The following is a 17,912-nucleotide window of genomic DNA, read 5'->3' as shown; positions in this document are numbered from 1 at the left end:
ACTGAGAAATGACTTCAGGAGGTCGTCATGTCCGTCCGTCAGAGCTTGCTCGCCATCCTCGATCAGGGCCCGTGCTACGGGTACCAGCTGCGTCACGAGTTCGACCGGCGCACCGGCTCGACCTGGCCCCTCAACGTCGGACAGATCTACAACACCCTGGAGCGCCTGGAGCGCGACGGGCTCGTCGCACGCGGTGAGGCGGACGAGCAGGGTCACGTCTATTGGGAGATCACGGATGCCGGCACCGCCGAGGTCTCGGATTGGCTCTCCTCGCCGGTCGTACGCACACAGGCGACCCGCGATGAACTGGCGATCAAGCTCGCCGTGGCCGCGACGCTCCCGGGTGTCGATGTGGCGGCCGTGATCCAGACGCAGCGCAAGGCGTCGCTGACCCAGTTGCAGACCCTCCAGCGGGCGAAGTACGCGGGCAGCGATCCCGAGGGCCCTGAGGAGCTCGCATGGGCCCTCGTGATCGACTCGATGATCTTCGCGGCCGAGGCGGAGGTGCGCTGGCTCGATCACACCGAACAGCGGCTCTCCCTGCATCCGCGGCACGCCATGGGGCTGGAGCTCACGGCAGACCGACCCAAACGGGGGCGGCCCGCCAAGGCTGAAGCCGCTCTCACCGGGACAGAGCGGGGCTGATGACCGACACGGTGCTGCGCCTGGTGGGGGTGACGCAGCAGTACGGCCAGGGAGCGACCGCGGTCTCGGCGTTGTCCGGCGTCGATCTCGAGGTCTGCCGCGGCGAGCTCGTCGCCGTGATGGGGGCCTCAGGATCCGGCAAGTCGACACTGCTGTCGATCTCCGGTGGACTCGCGAAGCCGACGACCGGCGAGGTGATCATAGAGGGTGCGTACCTCAGTGAGCAGTCTCCTGCTCAGCTGGCGCAGTTGCGCCGCCGGTCGCTCGGCTTCGTGTTCCAGGATTTCAATCTCATCCCGACGCTGACGGCGATCGAGAACGTGACGCTGCCCCTCGAACTCGACGGCTTCCGTGGTCGTGTGGCCCGCCGTGCCGGCCGTGATGCGCTGGAGTCGGTCGGCATGGGCGACCGACTCGACGCCTTTCCCGACGATCTCTCCGGCGGACAGCAGCAGCGCGTGGCCATCGCTCGAGCCGTCGTCGGCAGCCGCCGCCTGATCCTCGCGGACGAGCCGACCGGGGCGCTCGATTCCGTGACGGGCGAATCGGTGCTGCGGATGCTGCGGGCACGAGTGGATGCGGGAGCAGCCGGCATCCTCGTCACGCACGAGGCCCGCCATGCCGCCTTCGCCGACCGCATCGTCTTCCTCCGCGACGGCCGCATCGTCGACCAGACCCGCCGTGATGACGCGGAGATCCTGCTCACGGAGCCCGCGGGATGACGTCGCGCCTCGAGACGCCGGGGGCGTCGCGAGACGCAGCACCGGCGAGAGGCGCGTGGGCCGCGCGTTGGCGGGTCGCCGCAAGGCTGGCCAGACGACAGGTGCGGCGCACCCTGCCGTCGAGCCTCTTGATCGGCGCGCTCATGATGCTGCCGATCGCGACGATGACGGCGTACACGGTCGTCGCAGCGAGCACGATCGCCACGCCCGCCGAACAGGTGGCCACGGAGCTTGGGCGGACGCAGGCGTGGATCGGAGTGCGCGGGCTGCCCGGCAACGGCTTGTGGCAGGCGCCGACGCAGCCGGAGTTCTTCGGCTATCCCGCCACGATGAGGGAGGGCCCGGAAGGCGAACGCGTCGAGGATCCGACGACCCTGCTGCCCGACGACGTCGAGTCCATCGAGGTCGTCGAGGCGAACGTGCGCGTCGCGACCCCTGACGGGGTCACGAGCATCCAGGCGTGGACCGGGCACACATGGGACCCACGCTTCGCCGGACGCTTCGATGTCATCGACGGACGGTCGCCGACGGGCCCGGACGAGATGATGGCGACTCCTGCCGCGCTGAGCAGGCTCGGTCTGCTCATCGGCGACACCGTCGAGCTGGCCGATCCTGCACGCTCCTTGACCGTGACAGGCACGATGTCCGCCGCAGTGCTCCCCTCCGATGTCCCCGCGCTGTTCCTCCCGGCCTCGGTCGAGGTGCGCGGTGAGCCGAAGTGGTATCTGCCGGAGCATGAACTCTCATGGGAGGAGGTCGAGGAACTCAACGAGCACGGAGTCGTCGCGTTCTCCCGTGCCGTGGCATTGGATCCGCCCGACATGTCCGGCACCGACGCCGAGGGGGCGCGCGTGGACTACTGGTCGTCGCGCTGGTCGATCTTCATGATGCTGGGGGCCGCGAGTCTCTTCTCCGCCTACGTCGTCGTGATGCTCGCCGGCGCCGCATTCGCCGTTTCGGCGCGACGCCAGCAGCGCGCTCTCGCCGTCGCCGCCAGTGTCGGCGCCTCGGCGAGCGATCTGCGCCGGATCGTGCTGCTTCAGGGGACCACCCTCGGAATCGCCGCCGGCGCGGTGGGCGCCGTCGTCGGCATCGGCGCCGGCGCCGCCGTCCTGGCCGTCGTCGACAACGGATCCACAGCGCAGTTCCCCGGACTCCACCTGCCCTGGGAGATGGTCCTCGCCATCGTCGCCCTGGCGGTCCTCGTCGGCACCGCATCCGCCGCCGTCCCCGCGCACACCGTCGCCCGCTCCGACGTCCTCAGCGCGTTGCGGGGCGCTCGTCGCCCGCAGCGCGCGCGGCCGTCGCATCCGATCTGGGGCTCGGTGCTCGTCGTCGTCGGCCTCGCGGTCACGATCGCCGCCGCAGTGGCGCTGACCGTCATCGACCCGTCGATCGCGTGGGATTCGCCGCTGCGCACAGCACCGCCCTACGGCGTGATCATCGGCCCCATCGTCGTGCAGCTCGGCGTCGTGCTCTCCGGCCGCTGGCTGCTCTGGACCACCGCGCGCCTGTTCTCGCGCATCGGTCTCAGCGCGCGCCTCGCATCCCGCGACGCCGCGGCCAACGCCTCGCGTTCGGTTCCCGCCTTCGGTGCGATCGGGGCGACGGTGTTCATCGGCGTCTTCGCGCTGAGCGGCGTGGCCATGCAGAACGGCCAGTCGGCGCGCAACTGGTATTACCAGGCTCCCGTCGGAAGCATGGCGATCACGTACGTGCCGACCGGGACCGGCGGCGAGTACACCCCCCTTTCCGAGCACGAGATCGACGAGGCCGGCGCGGCGGCGCTCGATCTCGCCGCTGCCTCGGGCTCCCGCAGGATCGCCGTCGTCGAACGTCAGCCGGAACCGTGGTCGGCGGATGCCGACGACATGCCGTCGGCATCCGTCAGGGCCCTTGCGCTGCTGCCCGATGAGTACCTGATCGACAGCGATCGGTCGTTCATGACCGGCAGCCAGGACCCGAGCGACCCCATCTCGGTGATCGACGCCGACGAGATCGAGACCGCGCTGGGTGTGCGATTGACGTCGGCGCAGCTCGCGGCGTATCGCGACGGCGCAGCGATCTCCGCGGATCCGCGCTTCGTCACCGGGCAGACCCTCGAGATCTCTGCGTGGACGTGGGCCCAGGCCGTCGACGGCGCGCTGCCCAGCAACATCTGGCGCGAGTCTCCTGCCATGCCGGCGTGGGAGCCGCCGCTGTGGACGGAGCGACTGCCGGCGATTTCGCTCGATCTCCCGCTTCAGCCCGTGCTCGTCGCGATCTCGCCCCAGACGGCGGACCGACTCGGGATCACGACGGCTCCGCGGCTCGTCATCGCCGGGTTCGACACCGCCGTGCCGCTGGACATGCGCGATCGCCTCGGAGCGCAAGCCGAGACGTTGAGCACGTCGTCGTGGACTCTCACGGCCGGATGGGAGGACGGGCCGCCGGACGACACCCTGTGGATGGCGCCCATCATCGCGGCCGTCGCCACCCTGGTGCTCGGCGCGAGCGCGGTCGCCCTCAGCCTCGCGAGGTTCGAACGCCGCCCCGACGACGCGACGGTGTCGGCGGTCGGGGGCTCGGACGGACTGCGACGACGCATCGGCTTCTGGCAGGGCCTGATCATCGCCGGCTTCGGTACGCTCACGGGTGCCGTGGCCGGCATCCTTCCCCCGCTGGGGATCGCGATGCAGTCGGGCGGGATGCTGCTCGCCTCCGACATCCCGTGGACCGTGCTCGTGGCGCTCGCCGTCGCCCTTCCGCTTGCGATCGCCGTGGTCAGCTGGCTGGTGACTCCGCGGCGGCCCGAGCTGACTCGCCGCACCGTGATCACCTGACGCTCTGAGCGAACCGGCCCCGCTCCCGAAGGATGCACAGCCTGCTCATCCGCTCCGCTGTCTAGGATCGATTCATGGCTGGAATTTGGGGTAGACGTAAGCGCGAGCAGGAAGAGCTGGCAGCTCACGACGCCGATCTGGCTCGGCGTGCCGAGCAGGCTCTGGTTCAGACCGACGAGCGCATCCGGTCGACGTCCGATGAACTCGACTTCGCCGAGGCCGAACTCGGCGCATCGCTCACCGCCGATCTGCGTCTGGCGCTGGCGGCCGTGCGCACCCACATGCGCGAGGCCTTCCAGCTGCACCAGCTCAACCACGACGAGATCCCCGACACTCCGGAAGAGCTGCGCACCCGCAACGCCCGCATCGCGCAGCTGTGCGACTGGGCCCAGGACCTGCTCGACGAGAAGACCTCCGTTCTCGCCGAATCCGTCGCGAAGGTCCGTCGAGCTCCCGAGGTGATCGCGCAGGTCCGGGCGGATGCCGCGGCGTTGAGCGCACGCATCCCGCAGACCGGCGACGCCGTCGCCCGGCTGTCCGCGCGCTACGCGCCGTCTGCCATGAGCCAGATCGCGGCGTCCGCAGCCGAGGCCGAGCAGCTCATCGCCTTCGCCACGCACGGCGCCGACGTGTCCGAACGACGGCGTGCCGCCAAGCAGAACGAGGAGGCCAATCTCGCTCTCGAGACAGCGACCGAGGCCACCCGTCGCGCATCCGCCCTCCTCGACGCGGTCGAGGACTTCGAGATCGAGGCGCTGCGCGCCGAGTCGACGCTCGCCGAGGTGGTCGCCGATTCGCGCGGAGACCTGATCGCCGCGCGCACCGCCCCGCAGACGCCCGCGGTCGCGGCCGCCGTGACAGCGCTTCAGGAGGCGCTTGAGGCCCTCTCCCCCGCCGGCTCCCCCGGAGACCCGTTCGCCGAGCTCTCCCAGCTGCGTGCTGCGAACACCGCCCTCGACGAGGCGATCGCCACCGCACGGTACCGTGCGGAGAATCCGCTGCCCAGCATCCCCCAGGTGCAGCACGCGATAGACGACGCGGATCGCCAGCTCGGCGTCGCCCGCGGCCTGATCGCGGGCCACCGCGGATGGATCGGCGCCGACGCGCGCACCCGTCTGGCTGAGGCCGAGCGACTGCGAGTCGACCTCGCAGACCTGCTCCCCGCGGAGGAGACGCGCGAGGAGGCGCTCGCGGCCGCCCGCCGTGTCGCCCACCTCGCCTCGGAGGCGCTGCAGCTGGCCCAGCGCGACATCGACTCCTCGCGCCCGCAGGATGACGGCTGGGGCGGAGGAGGAGGCTGGGGCGGCGGTCGGCGCGGCGGCGGCGGCAACGACATCGCCTCGGGCATCCTCGGGGGGCTCGTGATCGGCAGCCTCCTGGACGGCATGTTCGACTGACCCCGCCTGCGCAGCCCCGTCTCGGCAACGGCCGCGAGTCAGGGTAGACGGAAACGGCTCGGCATCCCGCGGGATGCCGAGCCGTTTCCGTCGAGCGGTCAGGAGGCGAGAGCCTCAGACGGTGGCGCCTGGGTGCTCAGCGCGATCACACCGTAGTCCCAGCCCTTGCGGCGGTAGACGACGCTCGGATGATCGGTTCGCACGTCGACGAACAGGAAGAAGTCGTGTCCGACGAGTTCCATGCGGTCCACGGCCTCCTCGACGGTCATCCATTCCGCGTCGAAGCTCTTGGTGCGGATCACGACCGGCGAGTATGCCTCTTCCTCGTCGTTCTGCACCGGGATGCTGCCGGTCGCGACGGCGTGCAGGACCTCGACCGACGCCGGCTGCACGTCGATTCCCTCCAGGGCTCCACTGCCCTTCTCGAAGTGCGCGCCGCGCGGATGCTGGCGGCCGTCCACTCGCTTCTCCTTCGCCCGACGCAACTGCTCGGACATCTTGTCGACGGCGAGATCGAGGGCGACGAACTTGTCGCCGTCGGTGGCTTCGGCGCGGACCACGGGGCCCTTGCCGACGAGCGTCAGCTCGACCGTCTCGTCAGGTACGTGCCCGTTCCGATACACACGGTGGGTGACCTTCACATCCAGCCGCAGCGCGCGTGACGCGAACGTCTGGATCCTGGCGATCTTCTCTTCGACAACGGTTCGGAAGCGGTCGGTGATACCCACCCCGACGCCAACGATGCTTGTTTCCATTGCTGCCTCCTTGTCCCGGTCCTCCCGGCCAAGGGCGGACCGTGGTCGCCTTGTTCTGCCCAACCGTAGTCCGCTCGCACGCGGTTGTCACCACTCATTTCCTCCGTGTCGTCGGTGGATTCGCAGTGCGCTCCCTGTGACGCTCGGTCGCGGCGAGCGCCACCGCGCAGACGACGTCGAAGCCCGCCGCGGTGAGCGCCCGCGCAGCCTCGTCGAACGTGGCTCCGGTCGTGACGACATCGTCGACCAGCACCACTTTCGCTCCCCGCCCCTCTCGCCGCGTATACATGCTCTCCTGCACGTTCCTGGCGCGCTCCCGCACCGTCAGCCCTCGCTGGTCGGCATGACGGCCCCGGTGGCGCAGGAGACTCCACGGTTCAGCACCGGCACGGGAGATCAGCAGATCCGGCACACGGTATCCGCGCCGCCGGAAAGCTGCCGAGGAGGTCGGAACGGGCACGGAATGGATGCCGTCGCCCAGCTCCGGCAGCAGCACGGCGCCGAGCGCCGCCCCGAGCGGCCGGGCGAGCATGGTGTCGCCCTCGCCCTTCAGACGGCGGATGCAGCGTGCGACCACGCCGTCGAATCGCAGGGCGGCGCGCACGGGCAGGCCACGAGGTGTGCGCAGATCGATCGCCTCGGGTCGCACCTCGCTGCGGCAGGCGTCGCACAGGAGCGCGCCGGGCTCGTCGCAGCCCGCACATGTCGCAGCGAGCACGAAGGCGCCGAGCTCGGAGAGGAGAGCCTGCCAGCGCGTGGATGTCGGCATCCGCCGATCATCCCCTCGACGCGTGCAGGGCGCCCGTCCCACCGCGCGCGATCGAGGGCTCCTGTGCAGAGCCGACGCCTCCGCGCGGAATGTGCAGGAGGAGTGCTCAGTGACCCGCTCTCGTCGCCAGGAGCGACACGCCCGTCATGGACTCGCGCCATGCCGATCCACTCCGCGAGAACAGCGACCCTGTCGCCGTGAACACCCGCACCGAAGACGAGCTGCGCGCCCCGGCCAGGGAGACGGCCGCGGCGGGCGCCGTCTCGATCGTCCCCGTGCCTCCAACGATCTGGGTGAGCATCTTCGGTCCGTCCTGCTCCACCAGCACACCCAGACGGTCGGGTCCCAGCCACACCACAACGGACGCGCTGCCCGTGAGCTGGGTCAGCGGCTTCGGCTCTCCGAGCGCGGTGGGCATGCCTGTCTCGTCCCGGATGACCGCCGACACCGAGATCCAGCGCTCCCCTCCGATGGTCTCGATGGCAGCGATCCGCGCCCCGTCTGCCGACACGCGGATGCCGGACACGCCCGCGGCGGTCGGCCACGCGTCGGCGATCGTGCTCGACGTGTCCTTTCCGCGCCATGCCATCACCTGCGACGGCGTGGTCGAGGGGACGCTCCAGACGTAGCCGTACGGATCGATCGAGGGCTTGACGAGGCCCGCCCTGTCATCGAGCAGGTCTACCTGTCCGTCGGCCGCGATGAACACGCGCCCGTCGGCCAGCTGCACGGCCGCCCGCGTCTCGTCGGCGGCGATGTCGACCGCAGCGATCGGCTGCGAGATGCCGAGGATCTCGTCGCTGATGCCGTCGATCGGCGTGATCTCGGTGCCGACGACCGCTCCGAATGCGCCGTCCTTGAGCACCACGGTTCCGGCATCCGCCGGATCGTCCACGACCTTCACGACGCCGGCGTCGAGACTGCGTCCGTCGACGCTGAAGCGCACCTGGCTGACGTGCACGCCCGCGGCCTCCAGAGTGGCCTGCAGCTGCGTGCGCATGCGGGCGAGCGTCGTCGGATCGAGGCTCTGGGCTGCCCTGCTCAGCGCGACGTCGGCGACCTGGTCGGGATCGATCGGCACCGCGTCGCGCGCGAGCGTCACATCCGCAGGGAAGGCCGTCTGCACGGCGGGCAGCAGCCACGGACTCGGAGCCCCCTCGATCAGCGACTGCGTGATCGTGGTCGCGACCGTGGCGCGCCGTGGCAGCCAGCGCACATCGGGCACCAGGCGGCTCCATGACTGATCGAAGTACTGCAGCGGATAGTCGTCGTAGACGCGCTGGAACCGCGAGCGATCGATCACGACGCCGTCGGGCGCCTTCGAGATGCGCCATTGCCCTGCCGTCTTCACGACCACGAACTCGAGTGTCGTCATCCCCGCCGTCTCGGAGTACGCACCCGTCTGGTCGACGATCGCCAGCTGATCGATCTTGACCTGAATGTGGGCCGTGTCGCCGTTCTCACCGTCGTCGTCGGCGGGTGCGTCCGAAGTGAGCAGGCGCGCATCCGCGCTCGCATCGATCAGGACTCCGGCGCTGGGGCTCCACTCGGTCCGGAAATCGGGGGTGAGGAAGCTCTGCGCCACGAGCCAGTTGTCGGCCGGCGTGATCCCCGCTTCGATGAATCCGTCGACGATGTCCCGCGGGCCCGCTCCGTCACGCGGACCGGAGGCGAGGAAGAGGATGTCGGGCTCGTCGGGCGACTCCCCGAGCGCGAGCCCCGACTTCACGTCGCCGCTGGTCGGCAGGCCGCTGCACGCGGCCAGTGCGAAGAGCACGACGACGGCGACGAGTGCTCCCACAGCCCGAGAGACACCGGCGCGCATCAGAGACTCCCCTCGTCGAACAGGTGCGACGGGATGTCGGCCAGCTCTATCGGCTGCGTGGCGTCGTCGAAATCGCGCTCTTCGTCCTGCGGCTCCAGCGGAATCGGAGACGGCCCGTCCAGACGTCCGTCGTGCCGAGGCAGGGTGAGCACGAAGTTCGTCCCCACGGCGAGCTCCGACCACACCGCGAGCGTACCGCCGTGCAGGGTCGCATCGCCGAGGGCTATCGAGAGGCCGAGACCGGTGCCGCCGATCGTGCGCTGGCGCGACGGATCAGCGCGCCAGAATCGGTCGAATACGCGCTCAGCATCCGCCGGTTCCATTCCGAGACCTGTGTCCCTCACCCCGACCGCCACCGCGTTCTGGTTGCTGTCGACCGTGACCACGACCGGACGACCCTCGCCGTGCTCGATCGCGTTGCCGATGAGATTGCGCAGCACGCGCCTGACCCGCCGAGGGTCCATGTCGACAGGCGAGTACCCGCCGGGGGCCACGAGCCTCAGCTCGGTGCCGTGCCCTTCCGCAAGCGGTCGCATCTGATCGATCATGTCCTCCGCGAGGTGCGCGAGGCTTGTCGCCTCGAGTTCGAGCTGCACGGAGCCCGCGTCGTAGCGGCTGATCTCGAGCAGATCGGACAGGAGCGTCTCGAAACGCTGCACCTGCGTGTGCAGCAGCTCGGCGGTCCGGGCCATGATGGGGTCGAAGTCTTCGCGCTGATCGTTGAGCATGTCGGCGGCCAGCCGGATCGTCGTGAGCGGCGTGCGCAGCTCATGCGAGACGTCGGACACGAAGCGCTGCTGCACGAGCGACAGCTCGCCCAGCTCTTTGATCTGCGATTGGATGCTGTCGGCCATCGCGTTGAAGGAACGGCCGAGGGTCGCCAGCTCGTCTTCGCCGTGCACTTCGATGCGCACCTCGAGATCACCCGAGGCGAGTCGCGCACTGGTCTCGGCCGCTTCGATGATCGGGGTCGAGACCGTTCTCAGGACCACGTAGGAGATCGCCGCGACGATGGCGACCAGTCCGATTCCGGCGATCCACAGCGTGCGCTGCACGAAGGACAGCGTCTGGTCGGCGTCGGCGAGGTCGTAGGAGAAGTACACCTCGAAGGGGCCGGCCTGGGGCACGTTCAGCTGCTGTCCGACGATGATGCCCGGGACGGTCTGACCGGAGACGTCGAGGGCGACCGACTGGTAGAACTGGAAGTCGGGGGACTCGACGACGCGGTTGCTCAGGGCCGGCGAGACGAGGTTCATGCTGAGACCGGCCGTGAAGCCGTTCAGACGCACGGTCGCCACGTCGGCATCGGGCTCGATCTCGATGCGGCTGCCCGTGATCCCGACCGCGGTGGAGTTTCGCGCGAGGTCCCTCTGAATGCTGTCCCACAGCTCGGACAGTGCGGCAGGGTCGTCGCCGATCTCCGCGGAGTCGAGGATCGCCTGAGCCGAATCGACCGCGCGCAGGGCGTCTTCGAGCGCTTCGTTGCGGCGCGACTCGAACAGGTCGTTCTGAATGACGAGAGCCATCGTCACGCACGTCACGAAGATCGCGAACGCCGTCAGCAGCAGTGTGACGCTGAGCGTGCGGAATCGCAGCGAACGCCGCCACAGCTGGGCGAGCGCGGTAGGCCAGCCACGCCAGTCGCTGAGGGCAGCGACCGCCGCGGTGGTCGTCGCCGTCGTCGCGACCATCCTGCGCCTAGCCCACGCTCCCGGCGCGGTAGCCGACGCCACGCACCGTCATCACGATCTTCGGATTGTCCGGATCGAGCTCGACCTTGGCGCGCAGTCGCTGCACGTGCACGTTCACGAGACGCGTGTCGGCCTTGTAGTGATAGCCCCAGACCTGCTCGAGCAGCATCTCGCGCGAGAACACCTGCTGAGGCTTCGAGGCCAGGGCGACCAGCAGCTGGAACTCCAGCGGTGTCAGAGCGATGGGTGCGGTGCCGCGACGGACCTCGTGCGCGTCGACATCGACGGTGAGGTCGCCGACGCGGAGCTGCTCGCTCGCGGTCTGCGGGGTGGGACGGAGACGGGTGCGGATGCGGGCGACGAGCTCCTTCGGGTTGAAGGGCTTGACGATGTAGTCGTCGGCGCCGACTTCGAGACCGCGGACGATGTCCGCGGTGTCGCTGCGCGCGGTGAGCATGATCACCGGCACACCGGACTCGGCCCGGATGCGGGTGCAGATCTCGATGCCGTCCATACCGGGCAGCATGAGGTCGAGCAGCACGAGGTCTGGTCGCTGCGTGCGCCATTCCTCGACGGCCCGCGCACCGTCGGCGCAGAACACCGGCTCGAAGCCCTCGGTGCGCAGCACGATGCCGATCATCTCAGCGAGCGCGGTGTCGTCGTCGACCACAAGAATGCGTGAGGTCATAAGAGTTACCTTATGGCACCGAGTACCAGCCATCCCGTGTCTGCGCATCTTGGACGTGTTATGACACGATGGGAGCGCACGACGGAGGGAGTGCTGTGAGTGGTCAGACCTGGACCCCGGCGCCGAAGAGGGGGATCATCCCGCTGCATCCGATGACCTTCGGAATGCTGCTGGGCAAGTCGTTCGCCGCCCTGCGCCACAACCCGAAGGTGCTGTTCGGGTTCGGTGTGGTCCTGCAGCTCGTGGCCGTGCTGCTCAGCGCAGCGGTCATGGGGTTCGTGCTGTTCACGACCTTCTCGCGTCTGCAGACGGTACCGATCTCCTCGCCTGATTACGGGGCGATCCTCGCGGGGACCGTGGCGATGAACATCGTCGCGGGCATCGCCGTCGGTCTCGCGTCCGTCGCATTCACCTCGATCATGCAGGGACTGGTCGCCGCCGAGGTGGGTTTCGCCGCGATCGGCGTGAAGTCCTCGCTCGGCGGCCTGTGGCGCCGCATGGCCCCCGCCTTCTGGCGGCTCGCCGCGTTCTCTTCGCTGTCGGTTCTCGCGGTCTTCGCGGTCATCGTGATCGTGTTCGCGATCGTGATGGGCATGGCGTCCAGCGGAGCCGATGAGGGCGGGATGATCGCGGGCGTGGTCATCGTGATCGTGCTCGTAGCGGTCGCCAGCATCCCTCTGACCGTCTGGCTCGGCACCAAGCTGCTGCTCGTGCCCTCTGCGCTCGTGCTCGAGCGCGCCCGGTTCAAGGACGCCTTCGTGCGGTCGTGGCGGCTCACGCGCGGACGTTTCTGGGTCGCGTTCGGGGTGACCTTCATCATCGGCGCCATCATGGGCACCGCGATGCAGGTCGTGGGCTTCCCCGTCTCGCTGCTCAGCGGGATGCTCGGCGGCATCCTCACACCGACCGGGGATCCGGAGCCGTCGGCTCTCCTCGGGTTCTTCCTCGTTCTGCTGATCCCGCAGATCCTGCTTCTCGTGATCCAGACGATCACGCTCGTGGTCCAGAGCACCGCAGGCACCCTCGTCTACCTCGATTCGCGGATGCGCTACGAAGGGCTTGATCAGACGCTCGTCGCCTATCTCGAGCACCGTGACCTGGGCTGGCCCGAGGAGCAGATCGGCGATCCCTTCGCCGTCGACGAGAGCCGCGCCGTGACCAGCGCTCCCCCGCCAGCGCAGGTGCCCGACTGGGTGATGGCGCAGTCGGCCTTCGAAGCGTCGCAGGGCTACGGGTACGGCGCTCAGCCGGGCCAGCTCCCGGTCGCGCAGCCTTACGCGCCCCAGCAGGTTCCGCCCGCAGCGCCTCTGCCGTACCCGCCGCAGGCCCCGGCCCCCTACGCGTCCCAGCACTACGCCCCTCAGCCGCCCGCTCCCGCCCCCTTCGAGCCGCCACCTGTTCCCCCTCAGCAGCCTGACTCGAGCTGGGCTCCGCCGAGCACAGGCGATCCCCGGGCATGATCCTGCGTTTCGACGACGTGTTCGTCCCCGACGGCGATGACGCGCGCCGCTGGGCCGAGGAGGAGCTCTCGAATCAGCGCTACGCCGAGGCGAAGCCGACCTGGTTCGACCTGCTGGCCCGCGACATCGCCCGTTTCATCGCCGACCTGTTCAACTCCGACAACACCGCCAACGTCGGACCGTCCGCTCTGATCATCGTGAGCGTGCTGATCTTCGCCGCGCTGGTGACGGTGCTGATCATCTGGGGAAGGCCTCGCCGGCCGAGCGCCGTGCGCCGGCTGCACGGTGGCCTCCTCGGCGCCGAGGACGACCGCTCCGCCGCCCAGTTGCGCGCAGATGCGGATCGCGCCGCGAAGGCGGAAGACTGGGACGAGGCGACGATCCTGCGATTCCGCGCCCTCGCACGGGGGCTGCTGGAGCGGGATCTGATCGATCCGACCCCCGGCGCCACCGCCCAGGGGATCGCGCGCGAGGTCGGCATGGTCTTCCCCGCGGAGACCGCCTCCGTCCGTGCCGCCGCGGTGTCGTTCGACGACGTCCGCTATCTCCGGCATCCGGCCTCTCCGCAGAGCTATGCGCAGCTCGCCGCCGCGGATGATCGACTGAGCGCACTGCGCCCCGAGGCGGTGCCGGCATGACCCTCACCCATGACGCACCGCCCTCGGCATCGACAGCCGAGCGCCCGCCGCGTGCGAAGCGCATCCGCACGCTCGTCGGCTGGCTGGTCGTCGCGGCGCTCGTGATCGGCGGCGCCGTCCTCATGCTCCGCGTCGCGGTGTCGGCGCCCGCCTGGCGCGACGCACTCGATCCCGAGGGCGCGGGCGACACCGGCGCCATGGCACTGGCCGAGATCCTGCGTGATCAGGGCGTCGAGGTGAACGTGTACCGTTCGCGGACCGAGGCTCGCGCGGCGATCGACGACGACACCACCCTGGTGATGGCGAATCCTGTCTCGCTGAGCGACGACGGCGTGAACGAGCTGATCGAACCGGCCGACCGCGTCGTGTTCCTCTCGGCCGGGACCCACCTGCTCGCACTGCTCGACATGGGCGACAGCGCCCCCGGCTCCTCCGAGGCCGTGACCGCGCGGTGCGACGTTCCCGAGTTCGCGAAGACCGGTTCGATCCGCCCCGATCGGCTGTTCTCTCCTACCGACGGCGTCGAGGGCTGCTTCGGCGACTCGGACGCCGCCGCGGTGCTGGTCGATGACGAAGACGGCGTCCGCCGCTCCGTCGTCGACGGAGCGCGCCTCTTCAGCAACGCCTACCTCGCCGAGAACGGCAACGCGGCCCTCGGACTCGCACTGCTTGGTCAGACCGACAAGGTCGCCTGGTACGTGCCGTCGTACGACGACACGGATATCGAAGCGGAGTCGCCCGAGACTCTGGGATCGATGACCCCCGACTGGTTGACGCCGGCGATCCTCCTCCTGCTCCTCGCCGGGGTCGCCGCCGCGCTATGGCGCGGCCGCCGCTTCGGACCGCTCGTCGCCGAGACTCTGCCCGTCACCGTGCGCGCCTCCGAGACCATGCACGGACGTGCCCGGCTCACCGCGAAGGCCGCAGACTCCGCACACGCCGCGGAGGCGCTGCGAGACGGCAGCAGACGCCGGCTCGCACGTCGGCTCGGCCTCGCCGTGACCGCGACGCCGGACGAGATCGCGGATGCCGCATCGGATCGGCTGCGCATCCCCCGGGGAACCCTGCAGACCCTGTTGGCCGGCCCGCTGCCGGCCGATGATCCATCGCTCATCCTGTTCGCTCGTCAGCTGACCGAGCTGGAGACGTCGATCGACGCCTCGCGCACCATGCCAGACACCCACACGGAGGACCCACGTGACCGCTGAGAACTTCAACGACGCCGAGCTTCGGCAGGCGATGCACCGCGTGCGCGCCGAGGTCGACAAGGCCGTGGTCGGCCAGGCCGGCACCGTCACCGGGCTTCTGGTGTCGCTGCTCGCGAGAGGTCACGTGCTCCTGGAGGGCGTGCCCGGTGTCGCGAAGACGCTGGTCGTCCGCTCCTTCGCCCGCGCCCTCGGCCTCGACACCAAGCGCGTGCAGTTCACCCCCGACCTGATGCCGGGCGATGTGACGGGTTCGCTCGTCTACGACGCCCGCACCGGAAAGTTCGACTTCCGCGCGGGCCCCGTGTTCACCAACATCCTGCTCGCCGACGAGATCAATCGCACCCCTCCGAAGACGCAGGCGGCTCTGCTCGAGGCGATGGAGGAGCGCCAGGTCTCGGCCGACGGCGTGAGCCGGGCGCTTCCGGCTCCCTTCCTCGTCGCGGCCACGCAGAACCCGATCGAGCACGAGGGCACCTATTCCCTGCCCGAAGCGCAGCTCGACCGCTTCCTGATGAAGCTGGTCGTCGGGATGCCCGAGCGCGACTCCGAGGTGGCGGTGCTGCGCAAGCACGCGTCCGGGTTCTCCCCTCGCGAACTCACGGGCGTGGAGGCGGCGGTCACCGCCGACGAGATCCGCGCCGCGCAGGATGCTGCGGCGCGCGTCGACGTCACGGACGACGTGCTCGGCTACGTCGTCGATCTCGCCAGAGCCACCAGGCAGTCCCCCTCGGTCGAGCTCGGCGCGAGCCCGCGCGCATCGACCGGCCTTCTCGCGGCTGCGAAGGCGTGGGCGTGGCTGAACGCGTCGACGGCGGTGACCCCCGACCACATCCAGACCATGCTGGTCCCGGTGTGGCGGCATCGTCTCCAGCTGCGCCCGGACGCGCAGATGGAGGGCGTCTCGGCCGATGCGGTGCTGACATCCGTCGTGCAGCAGACCAGGGTCCCGATCTAAGGTGTTCGTCACCGGTCGTCTCGCGATCGCACTCGGCGTCGGCGTCGTCCCGCTGGTCCTCGCGGGACTGGCAGGCTTCTCGGGCTACGCCGCGCTCGGGATCTGGGTGCTCCTGTGCGCCGTGCTCGTGCTGCTCGACGTGCTGCTCGCCGCGAGCCCTGCCAGAGTGGTCGTGACGCGCCGTGTGCCCGCTCGCAGCCGCATCGGAGAGCCCGTGCCGGTGAGCGTCGCCCTGCACAACATCGGCACGCGCACCCTCCATGCCGTGATCCGCGATGCGTGGCAGCCGACGGCCGGTGCGCCATCCGAGCGGCAGCGCCTCAGCATCCCCGCCGGCGAGCGACGTCGCATCGACATCCCCCTGCTCCCCCGCCGCCGGGGCGAGCTCGTGAGCGAGTTCGTGATGGTCCGCTCGCGCGGTCCCCTGGGCCTCGCGGGGCGCCAGGCGAGGCACCGCGTGCGGGAAGCGATCCGCGTGCTGCCTGCGTTCTCCTCGCGGAAGCACCTCCCGTCGCGTCTCGCGCGACTGCGCGAGCTCGACGGCAACACCAGCATCCAGGTGCGCGGTCAGGGTACCGAGTTCGATTCTCTGCGCGAGTACGTCCGCGGCGACGACGTGCGCTCGATCGACTGGCGAGCCACGGCGCGCGCCGGTACGACCATGCTCCGCACGTGGCGGCCTGAGCGCGACCGTCACGTCGTGATCATCATCGACACGGGCCGCACCGCCGCTGCACGCGTCGGCGACGGCACGAGGGTCGATGCCGCTCTCGAGGCGACGCTGCTGCTCGCGGCCCTCGCCGCACGCGCCGGCGACCACGTGCATCTGCTCATGTACGACCGGGCCGTGCGCGCTCGCGTCACCGGCGTGGAGGGCACCGCCCTCCTCCCTGCTCTGACCGACGCCATGGCGCCCGTGCACGCGCGGCTGGTCGACACCGACTGGTCGGGCGCATTCACCGCGGTGCGCACGCTCACCACCCGCCCCTCGCTCATCGTCGTGCTCACGGCGCAGGATGCCGCGGAGTCCGCCCGAGGCTTCCTCGGCGCCTTCCCCGATGCCTCGCGGTCGACGACGATCCTCGTCGGGTCCGTGACGGACGACGGCATCGCCGATCTCGCACAGCAACGCGGATCGCGCGAGGAGGTCTATCTGGCGGCTGCCGCCGAGCGCACCATGCGCGATGCGGAGAACGTCGCGGACGCCATCCGACGCGCAGGCGGTGAGGCGCTGGCCGCCGATCCCGAGACGCTGCCGCCGCGCATCGCCGACAGATACCTCGAGCTGAAAGCGGCCGGTCGGCTCTGAGCCCCGGGCACCGGCCACCCAGCGGGCATCAGCCCGCGACGAGCCTCGGCGTGCCCGCCTCGTACTCGACCAGGTCGCCGGTCTCGCCCTGTCGATAGGCACGCCCGCCGATCACGAGCATGTAGATCAGGAACACGGCGAGCGCCGCCGCTCCGATTCCGATCTTCACCGGCCACGGCAGCGACCAGCCCGTCACGAAGCCTTCGATGAGGCCTGCGAGGAACAGCGCGAAGACCAGGCCGATCGAGACCGTCGCGAGCGAGCGCCCTTCCGAGCCGAGAGCCTCACCGCGTGAGCGGTTCCCCGGAGCCACCCACGCCCAGAACAGGTGCAGACCGCCCGCGGCCGCGACGAAGATGCAGGTGAGTTCGAGCATGCCGTGCGGCAGGAGGTAGAGCACGAGGATGTCGGCACGGTCGTGGGCGGCCATGATCGCGCCGATGTACCCGACGTTCTGGGCGTTGATGACGATCTGGTAGATCGGCCAGAAACCCGTGATGCCGAAGAGCACGCACTGCATCGCGATCCACGCGTTGTTCGTCCAGACCATCCCTGCGAACACGGCGGCCGGATTCTCGGTGTAGTACCCCGTGATGTCTTCCTCCGCCATCTGCTTGAGGAAGTCAGGGGTGCCCAGTTGCGCGAGCAGCGCAGGGTCGCTCGAGATCCACGCCGCGAAGCCCACGGCCATCGCGACGAATGCGATCGCGATCGCGAGGGTCGTCCATCGCAGCCGATAGAGAGCGGCGGGCAGCTGACGGGCGAAGAACCGCCCCATCAGCGTCAGGACGTTGTCGCTCGCGCCGGTGAGACGCAATCGTGCTCGCACGAGGATCGTCGAGAGGTATGCGCCCTGCGGCGACTCGCCGACCGACGTCTTCAGATCGGCGAGATCCGCGGATGCGGCGCGATACCGCACGATCAGCTCGTCGACACCCGAACCGTCCAGCGAGGCGCGACTGAGCTGGTCGAGCCGCTCCCACTCGGCGCGGCGTGCATCTGTCAGCGCATCGGCATCCACCTGATTT

At 69.7% G+C, this 17,912-nt stretch carries 15 protein-coding genes; 9 read left to right on the top strand and 6 right to left on the bottom strand.

Going from position 1 to position 17,912, the window contains the following annotated elements:
- The first annotated feature begins 27 nt into the window (after positions 1-27).
- The 4 genes from QFZ53_RS10045 to QFZ53_RS10030 all read left to right on the top strand — a co-directional run bounded on the left by QFZ53_RS10045 (position 28) and on the right by QFZ53_RS10030 (position 5,586).
- On the top strand, positions 28-645 hold the full coding sequence (locus QFZ53_RS10045; protein WP_307295916.1) for a PadR family transcriptional regulator: 618 nt from the start codon (positions 28-30) through the stop codon (positions 643-645).
- Complete coding sequence (locus QFZ53_RS10040; protein WP_292905363.1) at positions 645-1,367, top strand: ABC transporter ATP-binding protein; 723 nt, start codon at positions 645-647, stop codon at positions 1,365-1,367. Before QFZ53_RS10045 ends, QFZ53_RS10040 begins: the two co-directional genes overlap by 1 nt.
- Complete coding sequence (locus tag QFZ53_RS10035) at positions 1,364-4,189, top strand: FtsX-like permease family protein (protein WP_307295912.1); 2,826 nt, start codon at positions 1,364-1,366, stop codon at positions 4,187-4,189. The genes QFZ53_RS10040 and QFZ53_RS10035 overlap by 4 nt, the downstream gene beginning before the upstream one ends.
- Before the next feature lie 74 nt (positions 4,190-4,263).
- On the top strand, positions 4,264-5,586 hold the full coding sequence (locus QFZ53_RS10030) for a hypothetical protein (protein WP_292905367.1): 1,323 nt from the start codon (positions 4,264-4,266) through the stop codon (positions 5,584-5,586).
- 98 nt (positions 5,587-5,684) lie between these two features.
- Here the strand turns inward: QFZ53_RS10030 and hpf are convergent, their stop codons facing one another.
- The 5 genes from hpf to mtrA all read right to left on the bottom strand — a co-directional run bounded on the left by hpf (position 5,685) and on the right by mtrA (position 11,314).
- Positions 5,685-6,341: a ribosome hibernation-promoting factor, HPF/YfiA family gene (gene hpf / locus QFZ53_RS10025; RefSeq protein WP_292905369.1), complete on the bottom strand. Its 657-nt coding sequence runs from the start codon at positions 6,339-6,341 to the stop codon at positions 5,685-5,687.
- Positions 6,342-6,435: 94 nt separating this feature from the next.
- Positions 6,436-7,110: a ComF family protein gene (locus QFZ53_RS10020; RefSeq protein ID WP_307295909.1), complete on the bottom strand. Its 675-nt coding sequence runs from the start codon at positions 7,108-7,110 to the stop codon at positions 6,436-6,438.
- A gap of 106 nt (positions 7,111-7,216) precedes the next feature.
- On the bottom strand, positions 7,217-8,935 hold the full coding sequence (locus tag QFZ53_RS10015) for a GerMN domain-containing protein (RefSeq protein WP_307295907.1): 1,719 nt from the start codon (positions 8,933-8,935) through the stop codon (positions 7,217-7,219).
- On the bottom strand, positions 8,935-10,626 hold the full coding sequence (mtrB, locus tag QFZ53_RS10010; RefSeq protein WP_292905375.1) for an MtrAB system histidine kinase MtrB: 1,692 nt from the start codon (positions 10,624-10,626) through the stop codon (positions 8,935-8,937). The genes QFZ53_RS10015 and mtrB overlap by 1 nt, the downstream gene beginning before the upstream one ends.
- A 7-nt stretch (positions 10,627-10,633) precedes the next feature.
- Complete coding sequence (gene mtrA / locus QFZ53_RS10005; RefSeq protein ID WP_292905377.1) at positions 10,634-11,314, bottom strand: MtrAB system response regulator MtrA; 681 nt, start codon at positions 11,312-11,314, stop codon at positions 10,634-10,636.
- Positions 11,315-11,409: 95 nt separating this feature from the next.
- Between mtrA and QFZ53_RS10000 the strand changes: the two genes are divergently transcribed.
- Genes QFZ53_RS10000 through QFZ53_RS09980 form a run of 5 tightly spaced genes read left to right on the top strand, consistent with a single transcriptional unit; the run spans position 11,410 to position 16,884 of the window.
- Positions 11,410-12,774, top strand: a complete 1,365-nt coding sequence (locus tag QFZ53_RS10000) for a hypothetical protein (RefSeq protein WP_307295904.1) — start codon at positions 11,410-11,412, stop codon at positions 12,772-12,774.
- Positions 12,771-13,412, top strand: a complete 642-nt coding sequence (locus QFZ53_RS09995; protein WP_292905381.1) for a DUF4129 domain-containing protein — start codon at positions 12,771-12,773, stop codon at positions 13,410-13,412. The genes QFZ53_RS10000 and QFZ53_RS09995 overlap by 4 nt, the downstream gene beginning before the upstream one ends.
- Complete coding sequence (locus QFZ53_RS09990) at positions 13,409-14,620, top strand: DUF4350 domain-containing protein (RefSeq protein WP_307295899.1); 1,212 nt, start codon at positions 13,409-13,411, stop codon at positions 14,618-14,620. The genes QFZ53_RS09995 and QFZ53_RS09990 overlap by 4 nt, the downstream gene beginning before the upstream one ends.
- A 31-nt stretch (positions 14,621-14,651) precedes the next feature.
- The gene (locus QFZ53_RS09985) at positions 14,652-15,575 is read left to right on the top strand and encodes an AAA family ATPase (RefSeq protein ID WP_307299386.1); all 924 of its coding nucleotides are present in this window, start codon (positions 14,652-14,654) and stop codon (positions 15,573-15,575) included.
- Position 15,576: 1 nt separating this feature from the next.
- Complete coding sequence (locus QFZ53_RS09980) at positions 15,577-16,884, top strand: DUF58 domain-containing protein (RefSeq protein WP_307295898.1); 1,308 nt, start codon at positions 15,577-15,579, stop codon at positions 16,882-16,884.
- Positions 16,885-16,912: 28 nt separating this feature from the next.
- Here QFZ53_RS09980 and QFZ53_RS09975 read toward each other — a convergent pair whose 3' ends face one another.
- Complete coding sequence (locus tag QFZ53_RS09975; protein WP_292905462.1) at positions 16,913-17,905, bottom strand: stage II sporulation protein M; 993 nt, start codon at positions 17,903-17,905, stop codon at positions 16,913-16,915.
- Positions 17,906-17,912: the final 7 nt, after the last annotated feature.

It is taken from the genome of Microbacterium natoriense, assembly GCF_030816295.1.
Lineage (GTDB): Bacteria > Actinomycetota > Actinomycetes > Actinomycetales > Microbacteriaceae > Microbacterium > Microbacterium natoriense_A.
The sequence above is the reverse complement of the archived record's forward strand: the minus strand, read 5'-3'. Positions and strand labels throughout refer to the sequence as shown.